Source organism: Kribbella caucasensis, assembly GCF_004361855.1.
In the GTDB taxonomy this organism is placed as follows: domain Bacteria; phylum Actinomycetota; class Actinomycetes; order Propionibacteriales; family Kribbellaceae; genus Kribbella; species Kribbella caucasensis.
In genome coordinates, this window is the sequence record NZ_SNWQ01000018.1 from 109,405 (window position 1) to 130,543 (window position 21,139).

The following is a 21,139-nucleotide window of genomic DNA, read 5'->3' on the forward strand; positions in this document are numbered from 1 at the left end:
TCGACATCATCTGGGGCTCAGCAACAGGGTCCACATGTTCGCGGTCGAGTTGGAGCTGTTCGCGATCGCGGCCAGTCCGCCCTGTGATCCGGTCGGCACCGGCGCACCGCGGTCGGTCAGCAACGTCGAGATGTGGCCGCTCGGCGAGCCGAAGGACGTACTGCGGACCTGCTCCCCCGCCGGCGCCGTCCAGGACGTGGTCGCCGACGACTTGTCCGCCCAGTACGACACCCGCCACGCACCCGGCACGGTCGAGTTGACCACCGGCGTGGTGTGCGTCGACCGGGTCACCGTTTCGTTGGCCGAGTCGAACGCGCCGACCGGATTGGTCAGGGACGTCCCGGAGTACGCCGCGACCGTCATCCCGGCCTTGCTGAAACCGGACAGGGACACCGAAACGGTCTGGCCGGCGTCGTTGGGTCCGGCAACCTTCTGCCAGACGCGGGTGACGTAGCCCGAACCGGTCGCCGTCCTGAGCAACGACCAGCCCGTGACCCCGGTCGGTCCGGTCAGGGTCGCACTGGTGTTCTGGGTGACGAACAGGAGCAGCCCGTCCCCGGCGCTGGTGGCCGTCGGCACAGTCACCGAGTGGACCGCAGCGTTCTGGTTGCTCGCGTTCGCACCGACGAACTCGATCGGGTTCGCCACATCGGAGACGGTCAGCGGGCGGCTGTCCGTCCCGGTGGCGCCCTCGTCGTCGGTCACCGTCAACGTCACCTGGTACGACCCCAGCGCCGCGTAGGTGTGCGCCGGCGACGGGCCCGTCGCCGTCGTGCCGTCCCCGAAGTCCCACTCGTACGACGCGATCGTGCCGTCCGGGTCGGTCGAACCGAGCCCGCTGAAGTCGCACACCAACAGGTCACACGTGCCCGTCCAGGCCGCCGACGGCCTGATGTTCGGCACCGGACCGGTTCCGGCCATCAGGAAGGTCCCCTGCGACCGCCAGTCCTGCCCGTCGATGCCCGGGCCGCTCGTCACCACAGCGGTGCCCGCGACGGGGACGTTGTTCGCGAAGTTGATCCGGTGCAGGTTCCCGTCACCGCTGGTCGCCCAGTAGAGCTGGTTGCCGGACAGGAACATGCCGGAAACCTGGCTCCAGGTGACCCCGGTGAGGTTGCCCGTCGCCACGAACCGGGTGGCCCCGATGATCTGGCTCTCCGGGGTGAAGTAGCGGTAGAACAGCGACGACTGGCCGGCCACCGTGTAGAAGAGCCGGCCGTTGCTGAAGAACATGCCGGTCACGTTCCGCAGGTCGGTCGCGAACGCGGTCAGGCCGCGCAGGTTCACGGTGCTCGCGGGGCCGAAGGTGGTGCCGTCGAACGTCCTGCGGGTGAAGATGCCGTCGGACGTCCCGGAGTACAGCGAGCCGTCGATCATCACCCCACCGCGCGCGTTGGCGAAGCTGGTCGTGCCGGTGTCGACCGGGTTCGCTGGTCCCGCCACAGAGCCGTCGTACGAGCGGACGGTCGTGGTGCTGCCGAGCTGGTAGACGGGGCCTGGCAATTGGCCCGTGTACCCCGGCGGCGGGACCAGCGTGGAGTTGGGGAACAGGGCGAGTCGGCCGTGGAACTCGAAGTTCCGGCCGACCCGATCGGTGTCGCTGCCCATCAGCAGGCCACCCGGGACTGAGGTGAGGTCGAAGACGCCGACCCCGCGGGTCCTGGTCGGGTTCCAGGAGTAGGGCAGGCCGTTCAGCGGATCGAGTGCTGCCAGGCCCTCCCGGGAGACAGCTCCGGCGCCGGCTGTGTTGCTGCCGAACGGGTTGTTCACCCAGCGCTGGTGACCGCCGATGTAGACGGCGACACCGGTGATGCCGACGCTCCAGAGTGTGTCGCCACCGGTGTAGTTGACCCAGGACGGCTGCAGGTTGGTGCCCACGGCGTCCGTCTCCCACCGGGACGCCGAATCGCATAGCCGGTTCATCGGCGTACCACCGGTCGTCACCACGACGAAGTAGGCGCCGTCCGGGGAGAAGTCGACGTCGTGGACGTAGGTCCAGAACTGATCCGAGCAGTCAGGTTCGAACCGGGTCGTGTACCAGTTCCGCACCGACGCCGCCGGACCGGTCAGGTCGAGCATCACGATCTGCACCCGGCGCAGCCCGCCAACCAGCGAGAAGTTGCCGATCGCAATCAACTTGCTGCCGTCCGGGGTGATGTCGAACTTGTCGACCTGCAGCTCGGCACCCCGGACCGGCGAGGCGAAGGTGAGGTTGACGAATGGATCCAGTACGCCGGTGTCCGGGTGCACCGCCGCGAGCACGGGACGCGACTGGCCGCCGACCTGGGTGAAGTAGCCGCCGAGGAACAGCCGGCCACCCGACATCTTGATGTCCAGGACCTGCCGGTTGACGGTCGGCCGGAACGTCGTCACCAGGCTGCCGTTCGACAGGTCGACTCGGGCCAGCCGCGGCTGACTGGTCCCGTTCACGGTGCTGAAGCCGCCGCCGAGGTACACCGACTGGCCGTCCGCGCTCGGCAGCAGGGTGTCGACCGATCCGTTCACCACTGGGAGGAAGGCGTTGTCGAGGGCGCCGGTGGTCGCGTTGTAGGCGAAGATCGACCGCCGGCTGATCTGGGTCGAACTGGTCGCTGACCGGATCGTGGTGAACGTGCCACCGACGATCACCCGGTTGCCGATCTGGATCAGCGCGTGCACCTCACCGTTGAGCGCGTGCGGAGTCCAGTCCACCGGGTTGTCGCTGACGATCGTGCTCTGCGGTAACTGCACCGCGTCAGCATGGCGCTCGCCCCCCGAAATGAGGAGCGAGGCCAGCAGAGCAAGAACGACAGCGGTCAGGAGCCCACGACGTGGTCCCATCGATCAATCCCCCCAAATATCCGGTTGTGTGCGCCTTATGGCGCGGGTGCCACCACCACGCTGAACATCAGAACCCGCGCTGACGCCGAGTCGGCGGTCGCGGTCAAACCACCGAGCGTTCCCGCTCCGAACGGACCACTGTCACCGGCCAGCGAGGTGATCCGCCCCGAACCACTGCCCGTCGACGAGGCACGGACCGACAATCCGGCCGGCGCCGACAGAACGGTCGTGAGCGACGACTTCTCACCCCAGTAACTGACCAGTCGAGCACCGCTGACCGGCGAGTTCACCGTCGGCGTCGTGTGCGTGGTCTGGGCGATCGTCTCGCTCCCCGCGGCGGATGCGGCGACCGGCGTCGTACCGGAGACCCCGCGGTACGCCACCAGCGTCGCGTTCGCCTTGGTGGCGGCCGACGTGAGCACGCTGACAGTGGTGCCCGCGTCGCCCGCCGTGGCCGTCCTGCGCCAGACCCGACCCTGCTGGTTGGTCGAGCTCGCCGTCTGGACCTGGGTCCATCCGGCCGGGGCCGTGACGGTCGGCGCAGGATCGTTGTCGGCGAAGAACAGCAGCAACAAGTCCCCGGCAGTCACCGCGGGGGGCACGGTGACGCCGAACTGGGTGGTATTGAGGTTGACACTGTTCGCCCCGACGAAGGTCACCGCGCCCGGCGTACCGGTGCTGACTGTGACGGTCTGAGCCCGCTGACCGGTTGCGCCGCCGTTGTCGGTGACGGTGAGCGTGACCGTGTACGTGCCGGCCGCCCCGTAGGTGTGCGTCGGACTCGGTCCCGTGCCCGTGCCGCCGTCGCCGAAGGTCCACGCGTACGACGTGATCGTGCCGTCCGGGTCGGTCGAACCGGCCGACGAGTAACTGCAGTTCAACGCACTGCAGTTGACCGAGAACTGCGCGACCGGCGGCTGGTTCGGCGGCGGCGCGACACCTTGGTAGAGGAACAACCCGCGCGCACGCCACTCGTCGGTGGACACGACTGTGGACGATCCGGTCGGCGCCCCGGCGTCCGGAGACCATCCGGCGCGGCGCAGGTCGCCGTCCACCAAGCTGGCCCAGTAGAACCCGGTCGGGGTGACGAACATCCCGTTCACCTGGGAGAAGTTGACCCCGGCAACGTTGCCCGTCGCGGTGAAGCGGTTCGCGCCGACCACGCCGCTCTCCGGGGTGAAGTACCGGAAGAACAGGCTCGACTGGCCCGTGAGGGTGTAGTAGAGCCGGCCCGAGTCGAAGAACATGCCGGTGATCTGGGCGACCTCGTTGTGCCAGGTCGTCATCGTGACCAACTGGTCGCCGGTGTTGATCACCGCCGGCGTGCCGAACGTGGCGCCGTTGTACGTCCGACGGTTGAAACTGCCGTCCGACCAGCCGGCGTACAGCTGGCCGTTGAGCATGAACGCACCCCTGTTGCTGGTCCAGGCGATGCCGCCACTGCCGACCGAGGTGCGCGCGCCGAACGTGGTCCCGTCGTACGACGTTCTGCTCACGGTGTTGGCCGGTGGAACCAGTGGACCGGCCAGGTAGATGTCGTTCGGCAGCGAGGGCGTCACGTTCGGCGCGACGACGGTGCCGCCCGCGAGCGGGAAGAACGCGATCCGCGGGTGGTACTCGAAGTTGGCGCCGAGGTGCTCGGTGTCGGAGCCGACCCACAGGCCGGCCGTGGTCGCGAGCAGGTCGAAGACGCCGACCCCGCGTTCCCGGGTCGGGTTCCAGGAGAATGGCAGCCCGTTCGAGGGGTCCAGGGCGGCGATCCCCGGACGGGACACCGCGCCCTGACCGGGCCGGTCGCCGGCGAACGGGTTGTTCTGCCACCTTTGATGACCGCCGACGTAGACGGCCGTGCCGGTGATCGCGACCGCGTACGTCGTGTCACCGCCAGTGTTGTCGATCCAGCGATAGCTCAGGTTGCTGCCGCGGACGTTCGTGTTGAAGCGGGCGGTCGAGTCGCACGCCGTGTTCGCGCCGCCGTACGCGCCGGTGGTCGAGATGACGAAGTACGAGCCGTCCGGGGAGAAGTCGAGGTCGCGCATGTAGCTCTGGAAACTGCTCGAGCAGGCGGTGTTGTAGAAGTTCGTCTGCCAGTTCTCCACCGTGGCCGCGGCGCCGGTGAGGTTGAGCATGAACACCTGATGGTGCCGGACGCCCTGGATGGTGTCGAAGTTGCCGATGGCCACCAGGTGGCTACCGTTCGGGGTGACGTCCATCTTCATCACGGTGGTGTTGCCACCGTTGTGCACACCGGCGATGTTCAGGTCCATGAACGGGTCGTACGCACCGGTGGTCGCGTTCACGGTGGCGAGCGCGGCCTGCGCCTGACCCTCGACGTGGGTGAAGTAGCCGGCCAGCCAAAGCCGGTTGCCGACCAGGCGCATGTCCTTGACCCGGCCGTTCAGGGTCGGCGCCTGGAACGTGGCGATCCGGGCACCGGTGGTCGCGTTGATCCGCGCGGTACTCGGCGAGCCGGCACCGCTGACGTTGTTGAAGTAGCCGCCGATGTAGACCGTCGTCCCGTCACCGGACGGGATGATCGTGGTCACCTCGCCGTCCGGGTTCGGCACGAACGTCGTACTGATCGCACCGGTGGTCGCGTCGAACGCGGCCAGGTTGCGCCGGGCCAGCACCGGACCGCCGGACGCGGCCTGGATCTGGTTGAACACACCGCCGATCAGGATCGTGTTGCCGACCTGCAGGATGGCCTTGACCGAGCCGTCCAGCACGTTCGGGGTGAAGTTGGCCGGATCGGCGCTGACCACCCGGTCCTGGACGACCTGAACAGCTTGACCGGCCTGGACCGGGACCACCCAGACAGCGATCGCGGTGACGATCGCGAGCACGATCGAACAGACTCTCCTACGCACGTGATTCCACTCCCCAAGAGCAAAGGTCATCATCCGGCCGCCAGGACGACGGTGAACATCAGCACCCGGGCGCTCGCCGAGTCTGCTGTCGCGGTCAAGCCACCCACCGTGCCCGGGACGACCGGGTCGTTGGTTTCGACGGCCAGCGAAGTGGTCCGGCCGGAGCCGGTTCCCGTGCCACTCGCCCGGACCGTGGTGCCGGCCGGCGCGGTCAGCGCGGTGGTCAGCGAGGACTTCTCGGCCCAGTAGCTGACCAGCTTCCCGCCCACGGTCGACGTGCTCAGCGTCGGCGTCGTGTGCGCGGTCTGCGAGACCGTCTCACTGCCGGTGGCCGAGTTGGCAATCGGGTTCGCCGCCGTACCGCGGTACGCCAGCAAGGTCAGGTCCGCCTTGGTCAGCGCCGACGTGGTCACCGTGACGGTGCTCCCCGCATCCGCGGCCGTCGCCGTCTTCCGCCACAGCCGTGCGGCCTGGCCAGAGGAGGCCACCGTCTCGACCAGGGTCCACCCGGCCGGTCCGGTGATCGTCGGCGCCGGATCGTTGTCGCCGAAGAACAGCAACAGCGCGTCGCCTGCGTTGACTGCAGCCGGGACCGTGACGTTGAAGGTCGACGCGTTCGCGTTCGTCCGGCTGGAACCGACGAACTCGATCGCGAGGGCCGGGTCGACGACCGACACCGTTCGCGTGGTCGACGCGGTCGCGCCGTCGTTGTCCGTCACGGTCAGACCGATCGTGTATGTCCCTGCCGCGGCGTAGGTGTGCGAAGCGGTCGCGCCCGTCCCCGTGCCGCCGTCACCGAAGTCCCAGGCGTACCCGGTCAGGGTGCCGTCGGGATCCGCCGAGGCCGACCCGTCCGTAGTACAGGCGAGGTCGGTGCAGTCGGTGGTGAAGCTCGCGGTCGGGGCCTGGTTCACCCGGGTCACGGTCACCGGGTGCGAGGTGGTGTTGGTGCCGCCCTCGTTGTCGGTGACGGTCAGGCTGACCGTGTACGTCCCACTCGCCGCGTACGTGTGCGACGGGGTGGCCCCGCTGCCCGTCGTACTGTCGCCGAAGTTCCACGCGTACGACGCGATCGGGCCGTCGGGGTCGGTCGAGCCGGACCCGTCGAAGGCACAGGTGAGACTGTCACACGTCTCCCCGAACGTGGCCGTCGGCAACGTGTTCACGTGGGTTACGACGACGTTCTTGGTGATCGTGTTGGTGCCGCCGCGGTTGTCGGTGACCGTCAGGCCGACCGAGTACGTGCCGGCCGCGGCGTAGTGGTGTGTCGGGCTGGCGTCGGTGCTGGTGCCACCGTCGCCGAAGGTCCACGCGTACGACGCGATCGTGCCGTCCGGATCGGCCGAACCCGCGGACGAGTACGAGCAGTTCAGGTCGTTGCAGCTGATCGCGGACTGCGCGGTCGGCAACTGGTTCGGGCCCTGACCGGTCGGGTCCTGATACAGGAACAGCGTCCGGGCCCGCCAGTCGATCCCGGTCGACAAGGTCTGCGCGGTGCCCGACACCGGGAGCCCGGTCGCCGGGTTCCAGGTCGCCTTGCGCAGGCTGCCGTCGGTGGACTGCCCCCAGTAGAGCGTGTTCCCGGCCAGGAACATGCCGTTCATCTGGTTGAAGCTGATCCCGCTCAGACTGCCGGTGGCGGTGAAGATGTTCGCGCCGACGACACCGCTCTCCGGGGTGAAGTACCGGTAGAACAGGTTCGAGTTGCCCGATCGGGTGAAGTAGATCCGGCCGGAGTCGAAGAACATGCCGGTGATGCCCTGCACCTCGTTGTGCCAGGTGGACATGTTGACGAGGAGGTCACCTGTGTTCACCGGTGTCGACGCGCCGACGGTGGTGCCGTCGAATGAACGCCGGTTGAAGCTGCCGTCAGACCAGCCGGCGTAAAGCTGGCCGTTGAGCATGAAGGCGCCGCGGTTGTTGCCCCAGTTGATGCCGCCGTTGGGGACCGACGCGAGCGCGGTGGCCGTGGTGCCGTTGAAGGACGACCGGTTGATCGTGTTGTCCCAGGTGATGAACAGGGTGCCCGAGCGGCGGCCCGCGACGTACAGGTTGTTGGGCAGGGTCGGCGTGTTGTTCGGCTGGATGACCGTGCCGGTGCTGATCGGGAAGAACGCGATCCTGGCGTGGTACTCGGAGGCGCCGATCCGGTCGGTGTCCGAGCCGACCCACAGACCGGTCGGCGTGGCCAGCAGGTCGAAGACGCCGACGCCGCGATCGCGGGTCGGGTTCCAGGACAGCGGCAGGCCGTTGATCGGGTCGAGTGCGGCGATGCCCGGCCGGGATACCGCACCCTGGCCGGCGTTGTCGGCGCTGAACGGGTTGTTCTGCCAGCGCGCGTGGCCGCCGGTGTAGACGACGGACCCGGTGATGGCGACGGCGTACGTCGTGTCGCCGCCGGTGTTGTTGATCCACTTCGGGGTCAGGGCGGAGCCCCGCGCGTCGGTGTTGAATCGGGCCGTCGAGTCACAGGCCGTCAGCGAACCGCCGTACGCGCCGGTGGTCGAGATGACGAAGTACGACCCGTCCGGGGAGATGTCCAGGTCGCGCATGTAGGTCTGGAAGCTGGCCGAGCAGGCGGTGTTGTAGAAGTTCGTCTGCCAGTTCTCGACGGCCGCCGAGGCGCCGGTCAGGTTCAGCATGAAGGCCTGGTGGTGCTTGACCCCGGCGATGGTGTCGAAGTTGCCGATGGCAACCAGCTCGCTGCCGTCCGGAGTGACGTCCATCTTCAGCACGGTGGTCACGCCGCCGTTGTGCAGGCCGGCGATCGGCAGCGCCATGTACGGGTCGTGGGCGCCGGTGGCCGGGTTCAGGGTCGCCAACGCGGGCTGGGCGATCCCGGCCACGGTGGCGAACATGCCGGCGATCCACAGCCGGCCGCCGGCCAGCCGGAGGTCCTTGATCCGGCCGCCGGTGAGCTTGGCCGGCTTGAACCCACCGATCCGGGCGCCGGTGGTGACGTCGATGCGCGCCAGGCTGGCGGAACCGCCGCCGCTGATGTTGTTGAAGCTACCGCCCACGTACGCCGTCGTGCCGTCGCCGGCCGGGATGATCGCGGCGACCTCACCGTCCGGGTTGGGCGCGAACGCGTCGCTGACCTCGCCGGTGGTCGCGTTGAACGCGGCCAGGTTGGTCCGGGGGTAGATGATCGTCCCGTCCCGGTTCGAGACCTGGGTGAAATCCCCGCCGATCATGATCATGTCGCCGAACTGCTGGATCGACTTGACCGAGCCGTTCAGCACGTGCGGCGTCCAGTTCGCCGGATCGTCGCTGACCACGCGGTCCTGACTCACCTGGACGGCGTCGGCCGATGGCCCCAGAACAACCAGCCAGCCGGCCAGCGCAGTGAGCAGCGCCGTGAACAGGCAGACGACAGACTTCCGCACGATGGTCCCTCTCCCCCAGCCCGGACGGCGCATAGAAGGCCGTACCGGACACACCCATTGCCTGTCGTGCGCCCCCCGCACTCCAGGTCCCCTTGGACGGACAGTAAACACCCTCGCGCGCTTGTCTGCAGCAGTTCATCCAGAATTCCCTTGACCCCCTGCACCGATCGTTGTCTAAGGGAACGGCAGGCCACCCGGGCATCACCGACAGTGATGAAACCCAATCCGACCACCCCAGCTGTCCATCTGTTCGTCACGGACAGGTGGCAATCTCGTCACCGATCATTGGCGATCCGTACTCCCTCGCATATCCTCCTGAGGAGAGCTAGTGCGCCGGGGGGCGATTGCGACGCTCGGAACAACGGGTGGGGGATCCAGTTGTCGTCACAGAACGTTGCCGCGAGCCTTGCGGCCGATATGCCGCGCCGGCGCCGCCGGTTGCCGGCCGGCTGGCCGCTGTCCGTACTGTTCCTCGGCTTCCCGCTGTGGTGGATCACCGGCCTGACCGAGTTCGCGTTCTTCCTGGCCGCCATCCCGATGGCCTGGGCGCTGCTCAGCCGCCGGACCGTGATCGCGCCGCGCGGCTTCGGCTGGTGGCTCGGCTTCCTCCTGGTCGTGCTGGTCAGCGGCACGATGCTGACCAGCGACGCGCCGTTCAGCACCACCGGCCCGCTCGGCGGCACCCTGCTCACCTTCGTCTACCGGCTCGGCTGGTACCTCGTCGTCACGATCGTGCTGCTCTATGTCGGCAACACCAGCTCGAAGGACCTGCCGAGCGCCAAGGTGATCCGGCTGCTCGCCTTCATGTTCGTGGTGACCGCGTTCGGTGGACTGCTCGGGGTGCTCGCACCGACCTTCGAGTTCAGCTCGGCGCTGGAGATCCTGCTGCCGAAGTCGGTGTCGGGGAACAAGTTCCTGCACGCCCTGATCCATCCGGCCACCGCGGACATCCAGAACGTGCTCGGGTTCGCCCAGCCGCGACCGAGGGCGCCGTTCGCCTACGCGAACTCGTGGGGCGCGAACCTGTCCTTCTATCTGCCGTTCTTCCTCTACTCCTGGTTCGCCCGGGACGCCGGCTGGCGGCGGATGGCGGGCTGGCCGGTGCTGGCCGTCGCCGCGGTTCCGGTGGTCTACTCGCTGAACCGCGGCCTGTGGGGCGTCCTCGTCATCGGCGCCCTGTACGCCGTCGTCCAGGTGATCCGGTTGCGCGGCTTCAACGCAGTCGCGTGGCTGGCGCCGGTCACCGCCGTGGTGATCGTCGGCGCCCTGTTGTCGCCGCTGCCCGGCATGATCGGCGAACGCTTCGCGAACCAGCACAGCAACGAACGGCGTGGCGAGCTGGCGATCAAGACGGTCGAGTCCACCATCAAGGGCTCACCGTTGATCGGCTTCGGCAACACCCGTGACGTCGAAGGCAGCTTCGGCTCGATCGCCGGTGGGGCGACGCTGGGCTGCCCGGCCTGCGCGGTACCGCCGTTCGGGACGCAGGGACACCTCTGGCTGGTCGTGTTCGCCCAAGGGCTGCTCGGCACCATCCTCTTCCTGGCCTTCTTCTTCGTGCGATTCGCCAGACACGTTCGCAGTCGCGAGCCGGTGACGATGACCGGGCTCGCGCTGATCGTCTTCTTCCTGGTCGAGATGCTCGTCTACGACACTCTCGGGTCGCCGCTGTTCACGCTGATGATCGCGCTCGGGCTGATGTGGCGCACCGACCGAGAGGCGGCCGATGCGCCGTGAGTACTGTTACCAACCTCAACGCCAACCGGCTGCTGCAGACGGTCGCCCGGCTGTGGCCCGGTCACGACGTCGAACTGCTGCACAACCGCCGTCGCGATCGGTCTTCCCAGGAACTCATCTTCGTGCCGTCTAGTTCGGCGCCGCGACTGCTGGTTCCGGCCGGTCGTCCCGCCGCGGCAGCCAGTGGCCTGCGCCGGTTCAGCCGCTCGCTGTCGACGAAGGAGCGCGCGCTGCGGCTGGCGGGTTCAGCCGTACTGCGGGTCGGTGCCGAGGGGATCCTCGCGGACCGGATCCGGATCACGCCGGGTGCGGTGAACGAGGATTCGATCGAGCAGCACCTGTCCGGCGTACTCGGGATGGAGGTCGTCGTCGGTCTGGGAGTCGGATCGCTGCGGGCCAACCAGAAGCCGATCCTGCAGGTCTTCGACGGGCGCGGCCGGTGCATCGCCTACGTGAAGGTGGGCGACTCCGACCTGACCGCCGGCCTGGTCCGGCGGGAGGGCTTCAACCTCTCCCAGCTCGCCGAGCAGGACTGGCGGCTGCTGGCGATCCCCGAGCTCCTCCACCTGGGCAGATGGAACGGCCTCGAGCTGCTGGTGATCTCCGCGCTCGACACCGCGATCCGCCCAGCCGGTGGGCCGCTGCTGCAACCACCACTCGCGCCACTCGACGAGCTGTACGACCGGTACGACGAAGGACGGGCCGTGCTCGCCGGATCGGAGTACTGGCAGGGGTTGCGGGACACGGAGGCCCGGATCGACGACGTGAGCGAGCGGACGGCGTACGGGGAAGCGCTGGAGCGGATCGAGCGGAGGCGTGGGGACGCGTCGATCCGGCTGACCGCGTGGCATGGGGACTTCGCACCGTGGAACCTGGGTCACCGGGGTGGCCGGTTGCAGCTGTGGGACTGGGAGCGGTTCGCGACCGGCGTACCGGCTGGGCTCGACCGGATCCACTACGTGTTGCACACCAGCACGCGCGCCGACGGTTTCTCCGACCACGTAGTCGACACGGCCCTCGCCAGTCCGTACACCCGGCACCCGGCCTGCCCGCCCGAGGAGCAGGACCTGGTCGCCGTGCTCTACCTCGCGTCCCTCACCGCGCGCTACCTGATCGGCACGCAGGGAGCACAGGGCGAGGTCCTCCGTCCGACCACCCGCACCGTCCTCGACGCACTGACCCGGCACAGCCGGCGGCTCACCGCCCCGGCGCCGAAGGGAGCCACCCGATGACCAGCACCGCGGTACTGCGATCCGCCAGGGACATGGTCCCGGACGGCACGCAGGAGGCGATCCGGAAGGCGACCCGGGCCGTCGGCCAGGTCACCGCCGGGGTCCGGATGCTGCCCGACCTCATCGTCGCGGGTGCCCAGCGCTGCGGTACGACGACGCTCTACCGGCTGCTGGTCGAGCACCCGGCGATCGTGCGGCCCCTTTTCCACAAGGGAATCGGGTACTTCGACGTCGGTTACGACCACCCCTGGTCCTGGTACCACGGACACTTCCCGGTCGCGGCTGTCGCGGCGGCCCGGACGGCGCGAGTCGGCCGGCCGATGACGTTCGACAGCAGCGGGTACTACATGTTCCACCCGCTCGCCGCGGAGCGGATCGCGAAGCGCCTGCCCGACGTCAAGGTGGTCACGCTGGTCCGGGATCCGGTCGAGCGCGCGTTCTCGGCGTACAAGCACGAGCTGGCCCGTGGGTTCGAGACCGAGGACTTCGAGACCGCGTTGGCGCTCGAGCCCGAACGGCTGGCCGGTGAGGTCGAGCGGATGCGGGCGGACCCGTCGTACCAGAGCTTCCACCACCGGCACCACGCGTACGTCGGCCGCGGCCGGTACGCCGAGCAGATCATCCGGTTGCGGCAGGCGTTGCCGCCGGAGCAGGTGATGGTGATCGACGCGAACCTGTTCTTCGCCGAGCCGGTCGAGCAGTTCGCCCGGCTCCAGGAGTGGCTCGGTCTGCCCGTGCACAACCCGGAGAAGGTCGAGCAGGCCAACGCCCGGCCGAGCAAGCCGATGCCGGACTCGATCCGGTCGATGTTGCTGGACACCTTCGAATCCTCGGACGTGGAGCTGGCCGGCCTCCTCGGCACGACCCCGAGCTGGCGCTTGTGAAGCCCGGCCGTCCGGCGCGCAACGACGCCGTCGAGCTCTCCGCCTACCTGCGCGCGATGCGCAGGGGGCTGGTGGCCGTCGTCGCCTGCGCAATGGTCGGCGCGATCATCGGTGTCGCCTGGACGATCCGGACGCCGAAGGTCTACTCCTCCACCTCCGCCGTGCTGGTCGCGGACGCTCCGCTCTACCTGGCCCGCAAGGGTGAGGAAGGCGCGAAGTGGTTCACCATCGACACCGAGGCCGCCCGGCTGATCTCGGCGCCGGTGCTGGCCGCGACCCAGAAAGCGACCGGCGAGGAGGACATCCGCTCGCACCTGCACATCTCGGCGGTGCCGACCACGAAGGTGCTGAAGGCAACGTACAGCTCGACCAGCCGGGCCGCCGCCGAGAAGGGCGCGGCGACGATGACCGAGACCTATCTCCAGCTCCGCCGGGATGAGTTCGAGGCCCGCCGCGACCACCGGGTGGAGGTCATCGGCCAGCAGATCGCGACGCTGAACGCGCGCCTGGACGAGACCGAGATCAAGGGCCGGCCTACTCCCGCCAAGAAGGCCGAACAGAACGCCAGCCGGCGGGCGATCGCGACCCAGATCGCGGCCCGGCAGGCCGAGTCGCGCGCTGTCCGGGTCACCAGCGCCTATCCGGGCGCGGTACTGCGGGTCGGTGGCACCACGACCGCCACCCGGGCCAACCCGATGGTCCCGCCGGTGGCCGGACTGGTTCTCGGTGGGCTGGCCGGACTCCTGATCGCCCTGATCCGGTCGTCCCGGCTTGGTGGTGCGTCCGACGTGTCCCGCCTGGTGCCGGGGAGCTCGGTCGTCACGCTGCCGCGACACCGCTTCGGCCGGCCCGGCGTACGGACCTGGGACCCGATCACGACCGGCGTACTCGGGATCGGCGCCGGCACCGTGATGGTCGCGCCGCCGGATCGCCCGCCGACCGATCTCGAACGGTCCGCCGCCGACCAGTTGTCGGCTGCCTTGCGCTTCCACGGCCGGGAGGCACGCGTGGTCGACCACAGCGTCCTGCCGACCGACACGATCCCTCAAGACGGACATTCCCGCGCCGGCACCGTACTCGTCACGAGTGGCGGCGTCACCACCGAACCCGGTTCGGTGCTCGCGGCAATGACCGGCAACGTCGTCCTGATCGTCACGCCACAAACCAGGCAACGCGTCCTGGCCGAGGCCGTGCACCGGATCGGCGAGGTGGGCGCCACAATCCAGGGCGTCGTCCTGCTGACCCGATTCGGCCCGCTCGTCCCAGCAGTACTACGAAGGAGCACCTGATATGAGTACCCCAGCCATGACTCCTTCGGTGAGTGTCGTGGTCGCGACCAGGAACCGGCCGGAGCTGCTCCGCAAGGCACTCGGCTCGATCGCGGCTCAGGACTACCCCGGCCCGGTCGAATTGGTGGTTGTCTACGACCAGAGCCAGCGGGAGACCGGACTGACCGCGGATCTGCCGTTGACCGGACAGGCCGGTGAGCGGTCGATCCACGTGATCACCAACACCAGGACGCCCGGACTGGCCGGCGCCCGCAACAGCGGCGTGACCAGGTCCGACGGCGAACTGCTGGCCTTCTGCGACGACGACGACAGCTGGCGGCCGGACAAGCTGACCAACCAGGTCGCGATGCTGACCAGGATGGACGCGGGCCTGTCGGTCTGCGGGATCCGGATCACCATCGGCGACCAGACCCACATCCGGATCCCGACGCCGGCGGACGTCACCGTCGACGAACTGGCCCGGCGCCGGGTGATGGAGGCGCATCCGTCGACCGTGCTGGTCAGCCGGGCGGCGTTCGAGCGGATCGGCTGGGTCGACGAGGAACTTCCCGGCGGATACGCCGAGGACTACGACTGGATGCTGCGGGCATTGGCCGCGGAGAAGGTCGCGGTGGTGAGCAAGCCGCTGGTCGAGGTGCTGTGGCACCCGGGCTCGTTCTTCACCACGCGTTGGGCCGTGATCATCGAGGCACTCGACTACATGGTCGACAAACATGCCGTGATCCGGAACAGCCCCCGCGGGCTGGCCCGGATCTACGGCCAGAAGGCAGTGGCGTACGCAGCGTTGCGGCGCCGCTCCGAATCATCCCGGTGGGCCATGCGGGCCCTCCGGTTGGCACCGGGGGAAAAGCGCGGATACCTCGCGCTGGCGATCGCATCTGGGGTCGTTCCGGCGAACAGAGTTCTGCAATGGGCGAATGCGAGAGGGCGGGGAGTATGAGCACGGTGAATATGAGCGACGGGACGGAGATGACGGGGCCCGCACCGGGGAGCCGGTTCACCTGGTCCGGGCTGGCCCGCAGGCTGCCGATCGTGGTGCTGCTGCTGGTGGTCGGCACCGGACTCGGGTTCCTCGGCGCCCGGCAGCAGCCGGCGACGTACACGGCGGCCGCGACCGTGCTGGTCGAGCCGGCCGACGGCAACCCGTACGCGCCGGGCACCCGCGGCCAGAACCTGGCCAACCTCGGTACCGAGGCCCAGCTGGTCAGCTCGGACGCGGTCGCCCAGATCGCGAAGACCACGCTGCGCAGCAACGCGTCGGTGGCCGCGCTCGTCGAGCAGCTGACGGTCAGCACCCCGCCGAACTCGCAGGTGCTCGAGGTGTCGTACACCGACATCACGCCGGTCGCCGCCCGCAACGGTGCCAACGCGTTCGCGAACGCGTACCTGGTGGCGCGCGAGCGGCGCGCGGCCCAGTCGGTCCAGGTCCAGATCAACAACCTGACCAAGGCCCGGGCGGCGAACCAGTCCGCCCTGACCCGGAACGTGACCGCGCTGGCCAAGACCCAAGCGGGTACGCCCGCCCGGGTGCTGGCCGAGCAGCGCGTGACCACGGCGACCCTGGAGGCGACGAAGCTGGAGAGCCAGCTCAGCGACCTGCGGTTGTACCAGGGCGATCCCGGTCAGGTGCTGTCGCCGGCGACCGTGCCGACGGGCGCCGCCGGGCTGCCGAACTGGATCCTTCCGGCCGCGGGTGCTGCCCTCGGGTTGCTGCTCGGTCTGGTGTTCGCGATCTGGCGGTCCCTGAACGACCGGGCACTGCGGACCGTCGACGACGTCAAGGCGCTGGGATACCCGGTGCTCAGCACGGTGACGACGACCGCGGCCGTGGAGCCGCAGGGGTTGCTGGTCGACGCCTCGGTCGAGCTGCCCGAGGGCGCCCGGCTGCTGCGTAGTGTGCTAGGGGTCTCCAGTCCGGACGGTGGCGCGGTGCTGCTCGTTCCGGCCGGTTCCGTCGAGTCGCACACGAGCACTCCCCTGGTGCTGGCGGCTGCGCTGGCACGTGCCGATCAGAGCGTGACGCTGGTCGACACCGATGGCGAGCTGACCCAGGCTGCTCGGCTGACCGAGGCGGATGGGGTCGCCGAGGTACTGAACGACCTGGTGGACTCGACCGGGGTCGCCAAGGAGTACCAGCCGAATCTGCGGTTCGTCCCCGTCGGTGCGGGGCACAGCGGGTCGGTGGACAAGCTGGCGTCGCCGCAGATGCGGGGATTCCTGGACGAGCTGATCCGGGACAGTCGTTGGCTGCTCGTCGCCGGTCCGATCGCCTCCGCACCGGAGACGCTGACGCTGGCGGACCTGTGCAGCGACGTGGTCATCCTGGTCAGTCTGCGACAGACGACATCGGCCGAGCTGCAGCACGCCGCGGACGCGGTGACGCGGGGCGGCGCCAAGCTGGTCGGTGTCGTCGTCGATACCCCGCGCCGCCGACGCGACAAGGCCCGTACGCCGGAGAACGCTGCGGTTGCGGTCGTCGCCGCACCGGTCATTGACATGGTGGACGAGCCGCAGGAGGACGGCGCCGAGCTGACGGAGCAGGAGGTTCCGCAAGAGGTCGCGACGAACGGCGTACAGGTGAACGGCGCTGCGGTGAACGGCGTTGCGGCCTACGCACATCCCAGCCACGAACTGCCGGGCCGCGACTGGCCGGGCCACGAACTTCCGGCCCCCGAGCTTGCTGATCAGGAGGTTCCCGACCGCGAGGTTGTGGCGCCGGCCGTGGATGAGACGGAGGAGATCCCCGTGGTGCGCGGGGAGGATGACGACGAGCGGGTCGCACCGCCGTGGTTCCCGGATGACGACTCCGGGAGCGGCGACGAGACGGACTACGCAGGCTCGCGGAGATTGATGTAGTGGCCGTTCCGCTCGCCGACACAGCTGGCCCACCCCCGGCCAGTCTGACCAGGATCGCCCGCAGCGGCTCCGCCAACCTGGTCGGAGCCGCCGGGGGCGCGGTGCTGACGCTGCTGCTCACCTGGGTGGTCACCCGGTTCACCGATGCCACGGTGGCCGGTGGGTTGTTCGCGCTCACCGCGGTGTTCCTGATCGTGGCCGCCATCGCCGAGCTCGGCTCGGACGTGTCGTTGTCGAAGTTCCTGCCGCACTTCCTGGTCGAGGATCGGCTCGCCGACGCGCGGACCACCGCCCGGATGGCCGCGCTCGTCTCCTTCTGCGGCGGCGCTCTGGTGGGCGCCGGCTTGATCACGCTTCGCGGCCCGATCGCGGAGGCGATCCTCGGCCCGGACGGCGGTACCGCCGGTCGCCGCGCGGTCGTCGTCCTGGCGATCTGCGTCCCGCTGGCCGCGGTGATGAATACCGCGCTGTCCGCGAGCCGTGGCCTGGCCACCATCAGGCCGACCGTCCTGGTCGACAAGATCGGCCGTCCTCTGCTCCAGGTCGGCTGCATCGTCGTGGCCGTTGCGGCCGGCACCGGACTCGGCGGCCTGACGCTCGCCTGGGCTCTCCCGTACGTCGTGGGCACGATCGCCGCCATCGCGTGGTTCAGGGTGATCGAGCAACGACTGGTCGCTCAGAGCGGACCGAGCCGGCCGCCGTCCACCCGCAAGGCGCTGTGGCGCGAGTACGCCGTCTACACGTGGCCTCGGGTGATCTCGCGGATCAGCCAGAGCATCCTGCAGCGGGCCGACATCGTGCTCGTCGCCGCCCTTCGATCGCCGGCCGAGGCAGCCGTCTACACGGTCGCGACCCGGCTGTTCGTGATCGGCCAGCTGGGGACGCAGGCCATCCAGCAGGTCGCCGCGCCACATACGAGTGCCCTGTTGTCGTCCGGGGACAATCACGCCGCCAAGCGCGTCTTCCAGACAGTCACGGCGTGGACCATGTCGTTGACCTGGCCGTTCTTCCTCGCCTGCTTGGCACTTGCGCCCTTCCTGCTGCACGTGTTCGGAGGGACGACGTACCGGACCGGGCACGAGGTGGTCGTCGTACTGGCGGTGGCCGCCCTGCTCGCCGCTGCTGGTGGGCCGGTCGACCTGATCCTGTTGATGGCTGGGCGGAGTGGGCTCAGCCTGGTCAACGCACTCGTGGCACTCGGGGTCAACCTGACGCTCAACCTGCTGCTGATCCCGCCGATCGGGATGGTCGGCGCGGCGATCGCCTGGGCCGCGGCGATCGTGGTCCGGAACGTGCTCGGCATGATCCAGGTGTCGGCACACCTGCACTGGCTGCCGTTCAGCCGGTTGTCCGTGTACGTCGGCGGTCTCGCGCTGGCGTGCTTCGCCGTACCGCCGCAACTGCTCGAACTCGTCGCGGATCCCTCCGACGGTCTGCTCGTGGTCGTGCTGGCGGTCGGGGCCGTCGGCTATCTGACCGCCCTGTGGAAACTGCGCGACCAACTCGCGCTGACCGCGTTCACCGCCCTGCTACGACGCCGCCGTACCCCCGACCAGGCCGGCTTCCTGCCGGTCGCCACCGAAACGAAGCCGGTGCCATGACTCGTTCCGCCCCTCGGCTGCTCGCCCGTTCCGCCCTCGCCCTGCTGGCAATGGCGGCGGGACTAAGTGCCTGCGCGAAGGCGGTGCCGTTGGCCGAGCCGACCGCCGCGGGCCCGGTGAACACCGGTGGCATGGTGTTGTCGACCGGGTTCTCCGACATCGGGCAGCTGGGCCGTTCGGCGCCGACCGGGATCCGGACCAGCTTCGGGCCCGTGCTCGACAAGTCCGGCGCGAACCTGCTCGGGGTGGTGGATCTGGCTGCCGGCGAGGGGCACTCGCTGGCGTTGCTCCATGACGGCCGGGTCCTTGCCTGGGGCGCCAACGACGAGGGGCAGCTCGGCAACGGTACCCACGTCGGGTCGGCCGTGCCGGTGCTTGTCAAGGCCCCGGACGGCACCCCCGGTCAGCTGACCGGGGTGATCGACATCGCCGCCGACTCGAACACCTCGGTTGCCCTGCGCAAGGACGGCACGGTGGTGGTCTGGGGCCGGGCGAACTCGAGCCAGCGGGGCACCGGTGACACCATCATCGATCCGCTGATCCCCAGCGTCGTGCTGAATCCGACGGGCACCGGTCCACTGACCGGCGTACGGGCGATCGCGGCGGACGGCGGCAGCGAACTCGCGCTGACCGACCAGGGCACCGTCCTCGGCTGGGGCGACAACACCCACGGGCAACTCGGCATCTCGGCACCCGAAGAGGCCAAGCTGCCGGCCCTGGTCACCGGTCCGGACCGGGCGCCGCTGACCGGAGTCCGGGCAGTGGCCATCGGCGGGCAGCATTCGGTCGCCCTGCTGGGAGACGGCCGAGTCCTTGCCTGGGGCCGCAACGAGGTCAACCAGCTGGGCGACGGGACGGCGACCGGCCGCAGTGTGCCCCAGGACGTGCTGACCGCACCTGGCAAACCGCTGACGGGCGCGACCGAGATCTCGACCGCGGAGAAGCACACGCTGGCGTTGCTCAAGGACGGTTCGGTGGTCTCGTGGGGGCGCAACACCGGTGGGCAACTAGGCGACGGCACCTTGAAGACAAGGGCGTTCGCCACCCAGGTCCGCGGCGCCGGGACGCAGCCGAAGCTGCTGGACGTCTCCCACATCGTCGCCGGTGAGGGCTACAGCGTCGCGGTGTTGCAGAACGGCACGATCCTGACTTGGGGCTCCAACGGACGTGGGCAACTGGCGACTGGTGATCGCTTGGACCGCACCAAACCGAGCAAGGTCAACGTCGAGAACGGCGTACCGCCACCCAGCTGGGTCACCGCCATCGGCGCCGGCCGCCGGCACCTGCTGATCGCCTTGCGTTAGGGCACTGGCGGCGGTTTGAGGCGGCTGGAGCGGAGCGCCTTGACCAGTACGCCGACCGCTTCGTCGCCGGCCCGTAGCTCGGTCGCGCCGACGGGGTCGAACTCGGTCTCGTTCCAGTAGACCAGCGCCTTCACCTGCGGATAGGTGGCGAGCTGGGAGGGCATCGTCCCGAACGCGGCCTTCCGCATCTGCTCCCCCAGCTTGCGATCGATCCCCCACTCGGCCAGCATGATCGGCTTGCCCGGGTGCCTGCTGGTCGCCCAGGTGTAGAAGCCCGGCCACTTCGGATAGGCCTTCTGCGTCCGGTTCAGGGCCCCGCCGACACCGCCGCCGGCCCACTCCGGATCCTCGCCGAAGATGTACGGGTCCTCCGCGATCCAGTCGACCACGTCATCACCGGGATACAGATCCTCGAACCAGGGTTGGGATCCCCAGTGCGGCGTACCCATGTAGTTCATCACGAACACCGCGTTCGTCACGCCCTTGGACTTCAGCCGCAGCGCCACGTGCCGGTACATCGCCCGGTAGTCCTTGGCCGTGTACCCCGAACCGGTGGCCGGCTTGATCTCGTCCTCGGGCTCGTGGTGGATGGCCAGGAAGAACTTCTCCGGGAAGGTCGTCTTGAGATAGTTGGCCTCGGCATCGATCGCGGCGTCCACCTCGGGGTCGCCCTTGGCCACCTGGGCCCAGGTGCGGCCCATCTCGGGCTTCCAGTTCAGCAGCAGGAGCCGCTTCTTGCCGGATTGGCGGGCCCGGATGATCATGTCCTCGGTCGGGAACAGCTCGGGGCTGGAGTTGTAGTAGTGGGCGATGTCCACCCGCCGGCCCATCGCCTCTTCGAACGCGAGCAGAGCCTTGTCCCAGGACTCCTCGCCGAGCGGGTTGGCCGCGGCCCCGAACCACGCGCCACAGGACGGCACGAGCAACTCCGAGACCGTACAACCGTTAGCCGTACGGGTTGGTGCCGAGGGCACCGGATTCGCGCCTGAGCCGCCGTCGGAGTCGGAGACCAGCGCGCAGCTCACCAGGGCAAGCGCGATCGCAACGGCAGTCGCCGCTGCGATCGTCAACCACCGGGTCAGACTCCGCCGGCTCGGGGATTGCACACCCATCCGCTGATGTTACAGCGTGCAACCCCCGAGCGGAGAGCTCAGAACCCTTTA

Annotated in this window: 12 protein-coding genes; 8 read left to right on the forward strand and 4 right to left on the reverse strand. The window is 69.0% G+C overall.

Features of this window, described 5'->3' with window-relative positions:
- Nucleotides 1-6 precede the first annotated feature (6 nt).
- The 3 genes from EV643_RS31260 to EV643_RS31270 all read right to left on the reverse strand — a co-directional run bounded on the left by EV643_RS31260 (nucleotide 7) and on the right by EV643_RS31270 (nucleotide 9,073).
- Nucleotides 7-2,730, reverse strand: a complete 2,724-nt coding sequence (locus EV643_RS31260) for a PKD domain-containing protein (protein WP_238165917.1) — start codon at nucleotides 2,728-2,730, stop codon at nucleotides 7-9.
- A 125-nt stretch (nucleotides 2,731-2,855) separates the two neighbouring features.
- Entirely contained in the window at nucleotides 2,856-5,687 is a 2,832-nt protein-coding gene (locus tag EV643_RS31265; RefSeq protein ID WP_238165918.1) for a PKD domain-containing protein, read from the reverse strand.
- Nucleotides 5,688-5,716: 29 nt separating this feature from the next.
- Nucleotides 5,717-9,073, reverse strand: a complete 3,357-nt coding sequence (locus EV643_RS31270; protein WP_133803774.1) for a PKD domain-containing protein — start codon at nucleotides 9,071-9,073, stop codon at nucleotides 5,717-5,719.
- A 378-nt stretch (nucleotides 9,074-9,451) separates the two neighbouring features.
- On the opposite strand from EV643_RS31270, the gene EV643_RS31275 reads away from it, so the two are divergent.
- Genes EV643_RS31275 through EV643_RS31310 form a run of 8 tightly spaced genes read left to right on the forward strand, consistent with a single transcriptional unit; the run spans nucleotide 9,452 to nucleotide 19,976 of the window.
- Nucleotides 9,452-10,810, forward strand: a complete 1,359-nt coding sequence (locus EV643_RS31275; protein WP_238165919.1) for an O-antigen ligase family protein — start codon at nucleotides 9,452-9,454, stop codon at nucleotides 10,808-10,810.
- Complete coding sequence (locus tag EV643_RS31280; RefSeq protein WP_133803775.1) at nucleotides 10,807-12,042, forward strand: hypothetical protein; 1,236 nt, start codon at nucleotides 10,807-10,809, stop codon at nucleotides 12,040-12,042. Before EV643_RS31275 ends, EV643_RS31280 begins: the two co-directional genes overlap by 4 nt.
- Nucleotides 12,039-12,926 carry a sulfotransferase family protein gene (locus EV643_RS31285; RefSeq protein WP_133803776.1) on the forward strand — a complete coding sequence of 296 codons (888 nt, stop codon included), beginning with the start codon at nucleotides 12,039-12,041 and terminating at the stop codon, nucleotides 12,924-12,926. The genes EV643_RS31280 and EV643_RS31285 overlap by 4 nt, the downstream gene beginning before the upstream one ends.
- Complete coding sequence (locus EV643_RS31290; protein ID WP_133803777.1) at nucleotides 12,923-14,215, forward strand: GumC domain-containing protein; 1,293 nt, start codon at nucleotides 12,923-12,925, stop codon at nucleotides 14,213-14,215. The genes EV643_RS31285 and EV643_RS31290 overlap by 4 nt, the downstream gene beginning before the upstream one ends.
- 1 nt (nucleotide 14,216) lies before the next feature.
- Entirely contained in the window at nucleotides 14,217-15,155 is a 939-nt protein-coding gene (locus EV643_RS31295) for a glycosyltransferase family 2 protein (protein ID WP_133803778.1), read from the forward strand.
- Nucleotides 15,152-17,071, forward strand: coding sequence for a hypothetical protein (locus EV643_RS31300; protein WP_166665642.1), 1,920 nt, complete (start codon nucleotides 15,152-15,154; stop codon nucleotides 17,069-17,071). Before EV643_RS31295 ends, EV643_RS31300 begins: the two co-directional genes overlap by 4 nt.
- Nucleotides 17,071-18,672, forward strand: coding sequence for a lipopolysaccharide biosynthesis protein (locus EV643_RS31305; RefSeq protein WP_166665643.1), 1,602 nt, complete (start codon nucleotides 17,071-17,073; stop codon nucleotides 18,670-18,672). The genes EV643_RS31300 and EV643_RS31305 overlap by 1 nt, the downstream gene beginning before the upstream one ends.
- Entirely contained in the window at nucleotides 18,669-19,976 is a 1,308-nt protein-coding gene (locus EV643_RS31310; protein WP_133803781.1) for an RCC1 domain-containing protein, read from the forward strand. Before EV643_RS31305 ends, EV643_RS31310 begins: the two co-directional genes overlap by 4 nt.
- On the opposite strand, the gene EV643_RS31315 is transcribed toward EV643_RS31310, so the two are convergent.
- Nucleotides 19,973-21,088: a glycoside hydrolase family 26 protein gene (locus tag EV643_RS31315; RefSeq protein ID WP_133803782.1), complete on the reverse strand. Its 1,116-nt coding sequence runs from the start codon at nucleotides 21,086-21,088 to the stop codon at nucleotides 19,973-19,975. The genes EV643_RS31310 and EV643_RS31315 overlap by 4 nt on opposite strands.
- Between the last annotated feature and the right edge of the window lie 51 nt (nucleotides 21,089-21,139).

What these genes read in the sequence shown, in the direction of transcription:
- EV643_RS31285 (WP_133803776.1), top strand. Translation starts at nt 12,039, where the DNA reads ATGACCAGCACCGCGGTACTGCGATCCGCCAGGGACATGGTCCCGGAC.
- EV643_RS31295 (WP_133803778.1), top strand. Translation starts at nt 14,217, where the DNA reads ATGAGTACCCCAGCCATGACTCCTTCGGTGAGTGTCGTGGTCGCGACC.
- EV643_RS31300 (WP_166665642.1), top strand. Translation starts at nt 15,152, where the DNA reads ATGAGCACGGTGAATATGAGCGACGGGACGGAGATGACGGGGCCCGCA.
- EV643_RS31310 (WP_133803781.1), top strand. Translation starts at nt 18,669, where the DNA reads ATGACTCGTTCCGCCCCTCGGCTGCTCGCCCGTTCCGCCCTCGCCCTG.
- EV643_RS31315 (WP_133803782.1), bottom strand. Translation starts at nt 21,088, where the DNA reads ATGGGTGTGCAATCCCCGAGCCGGCGGAGTCTGACCCGGTGGTTGACG.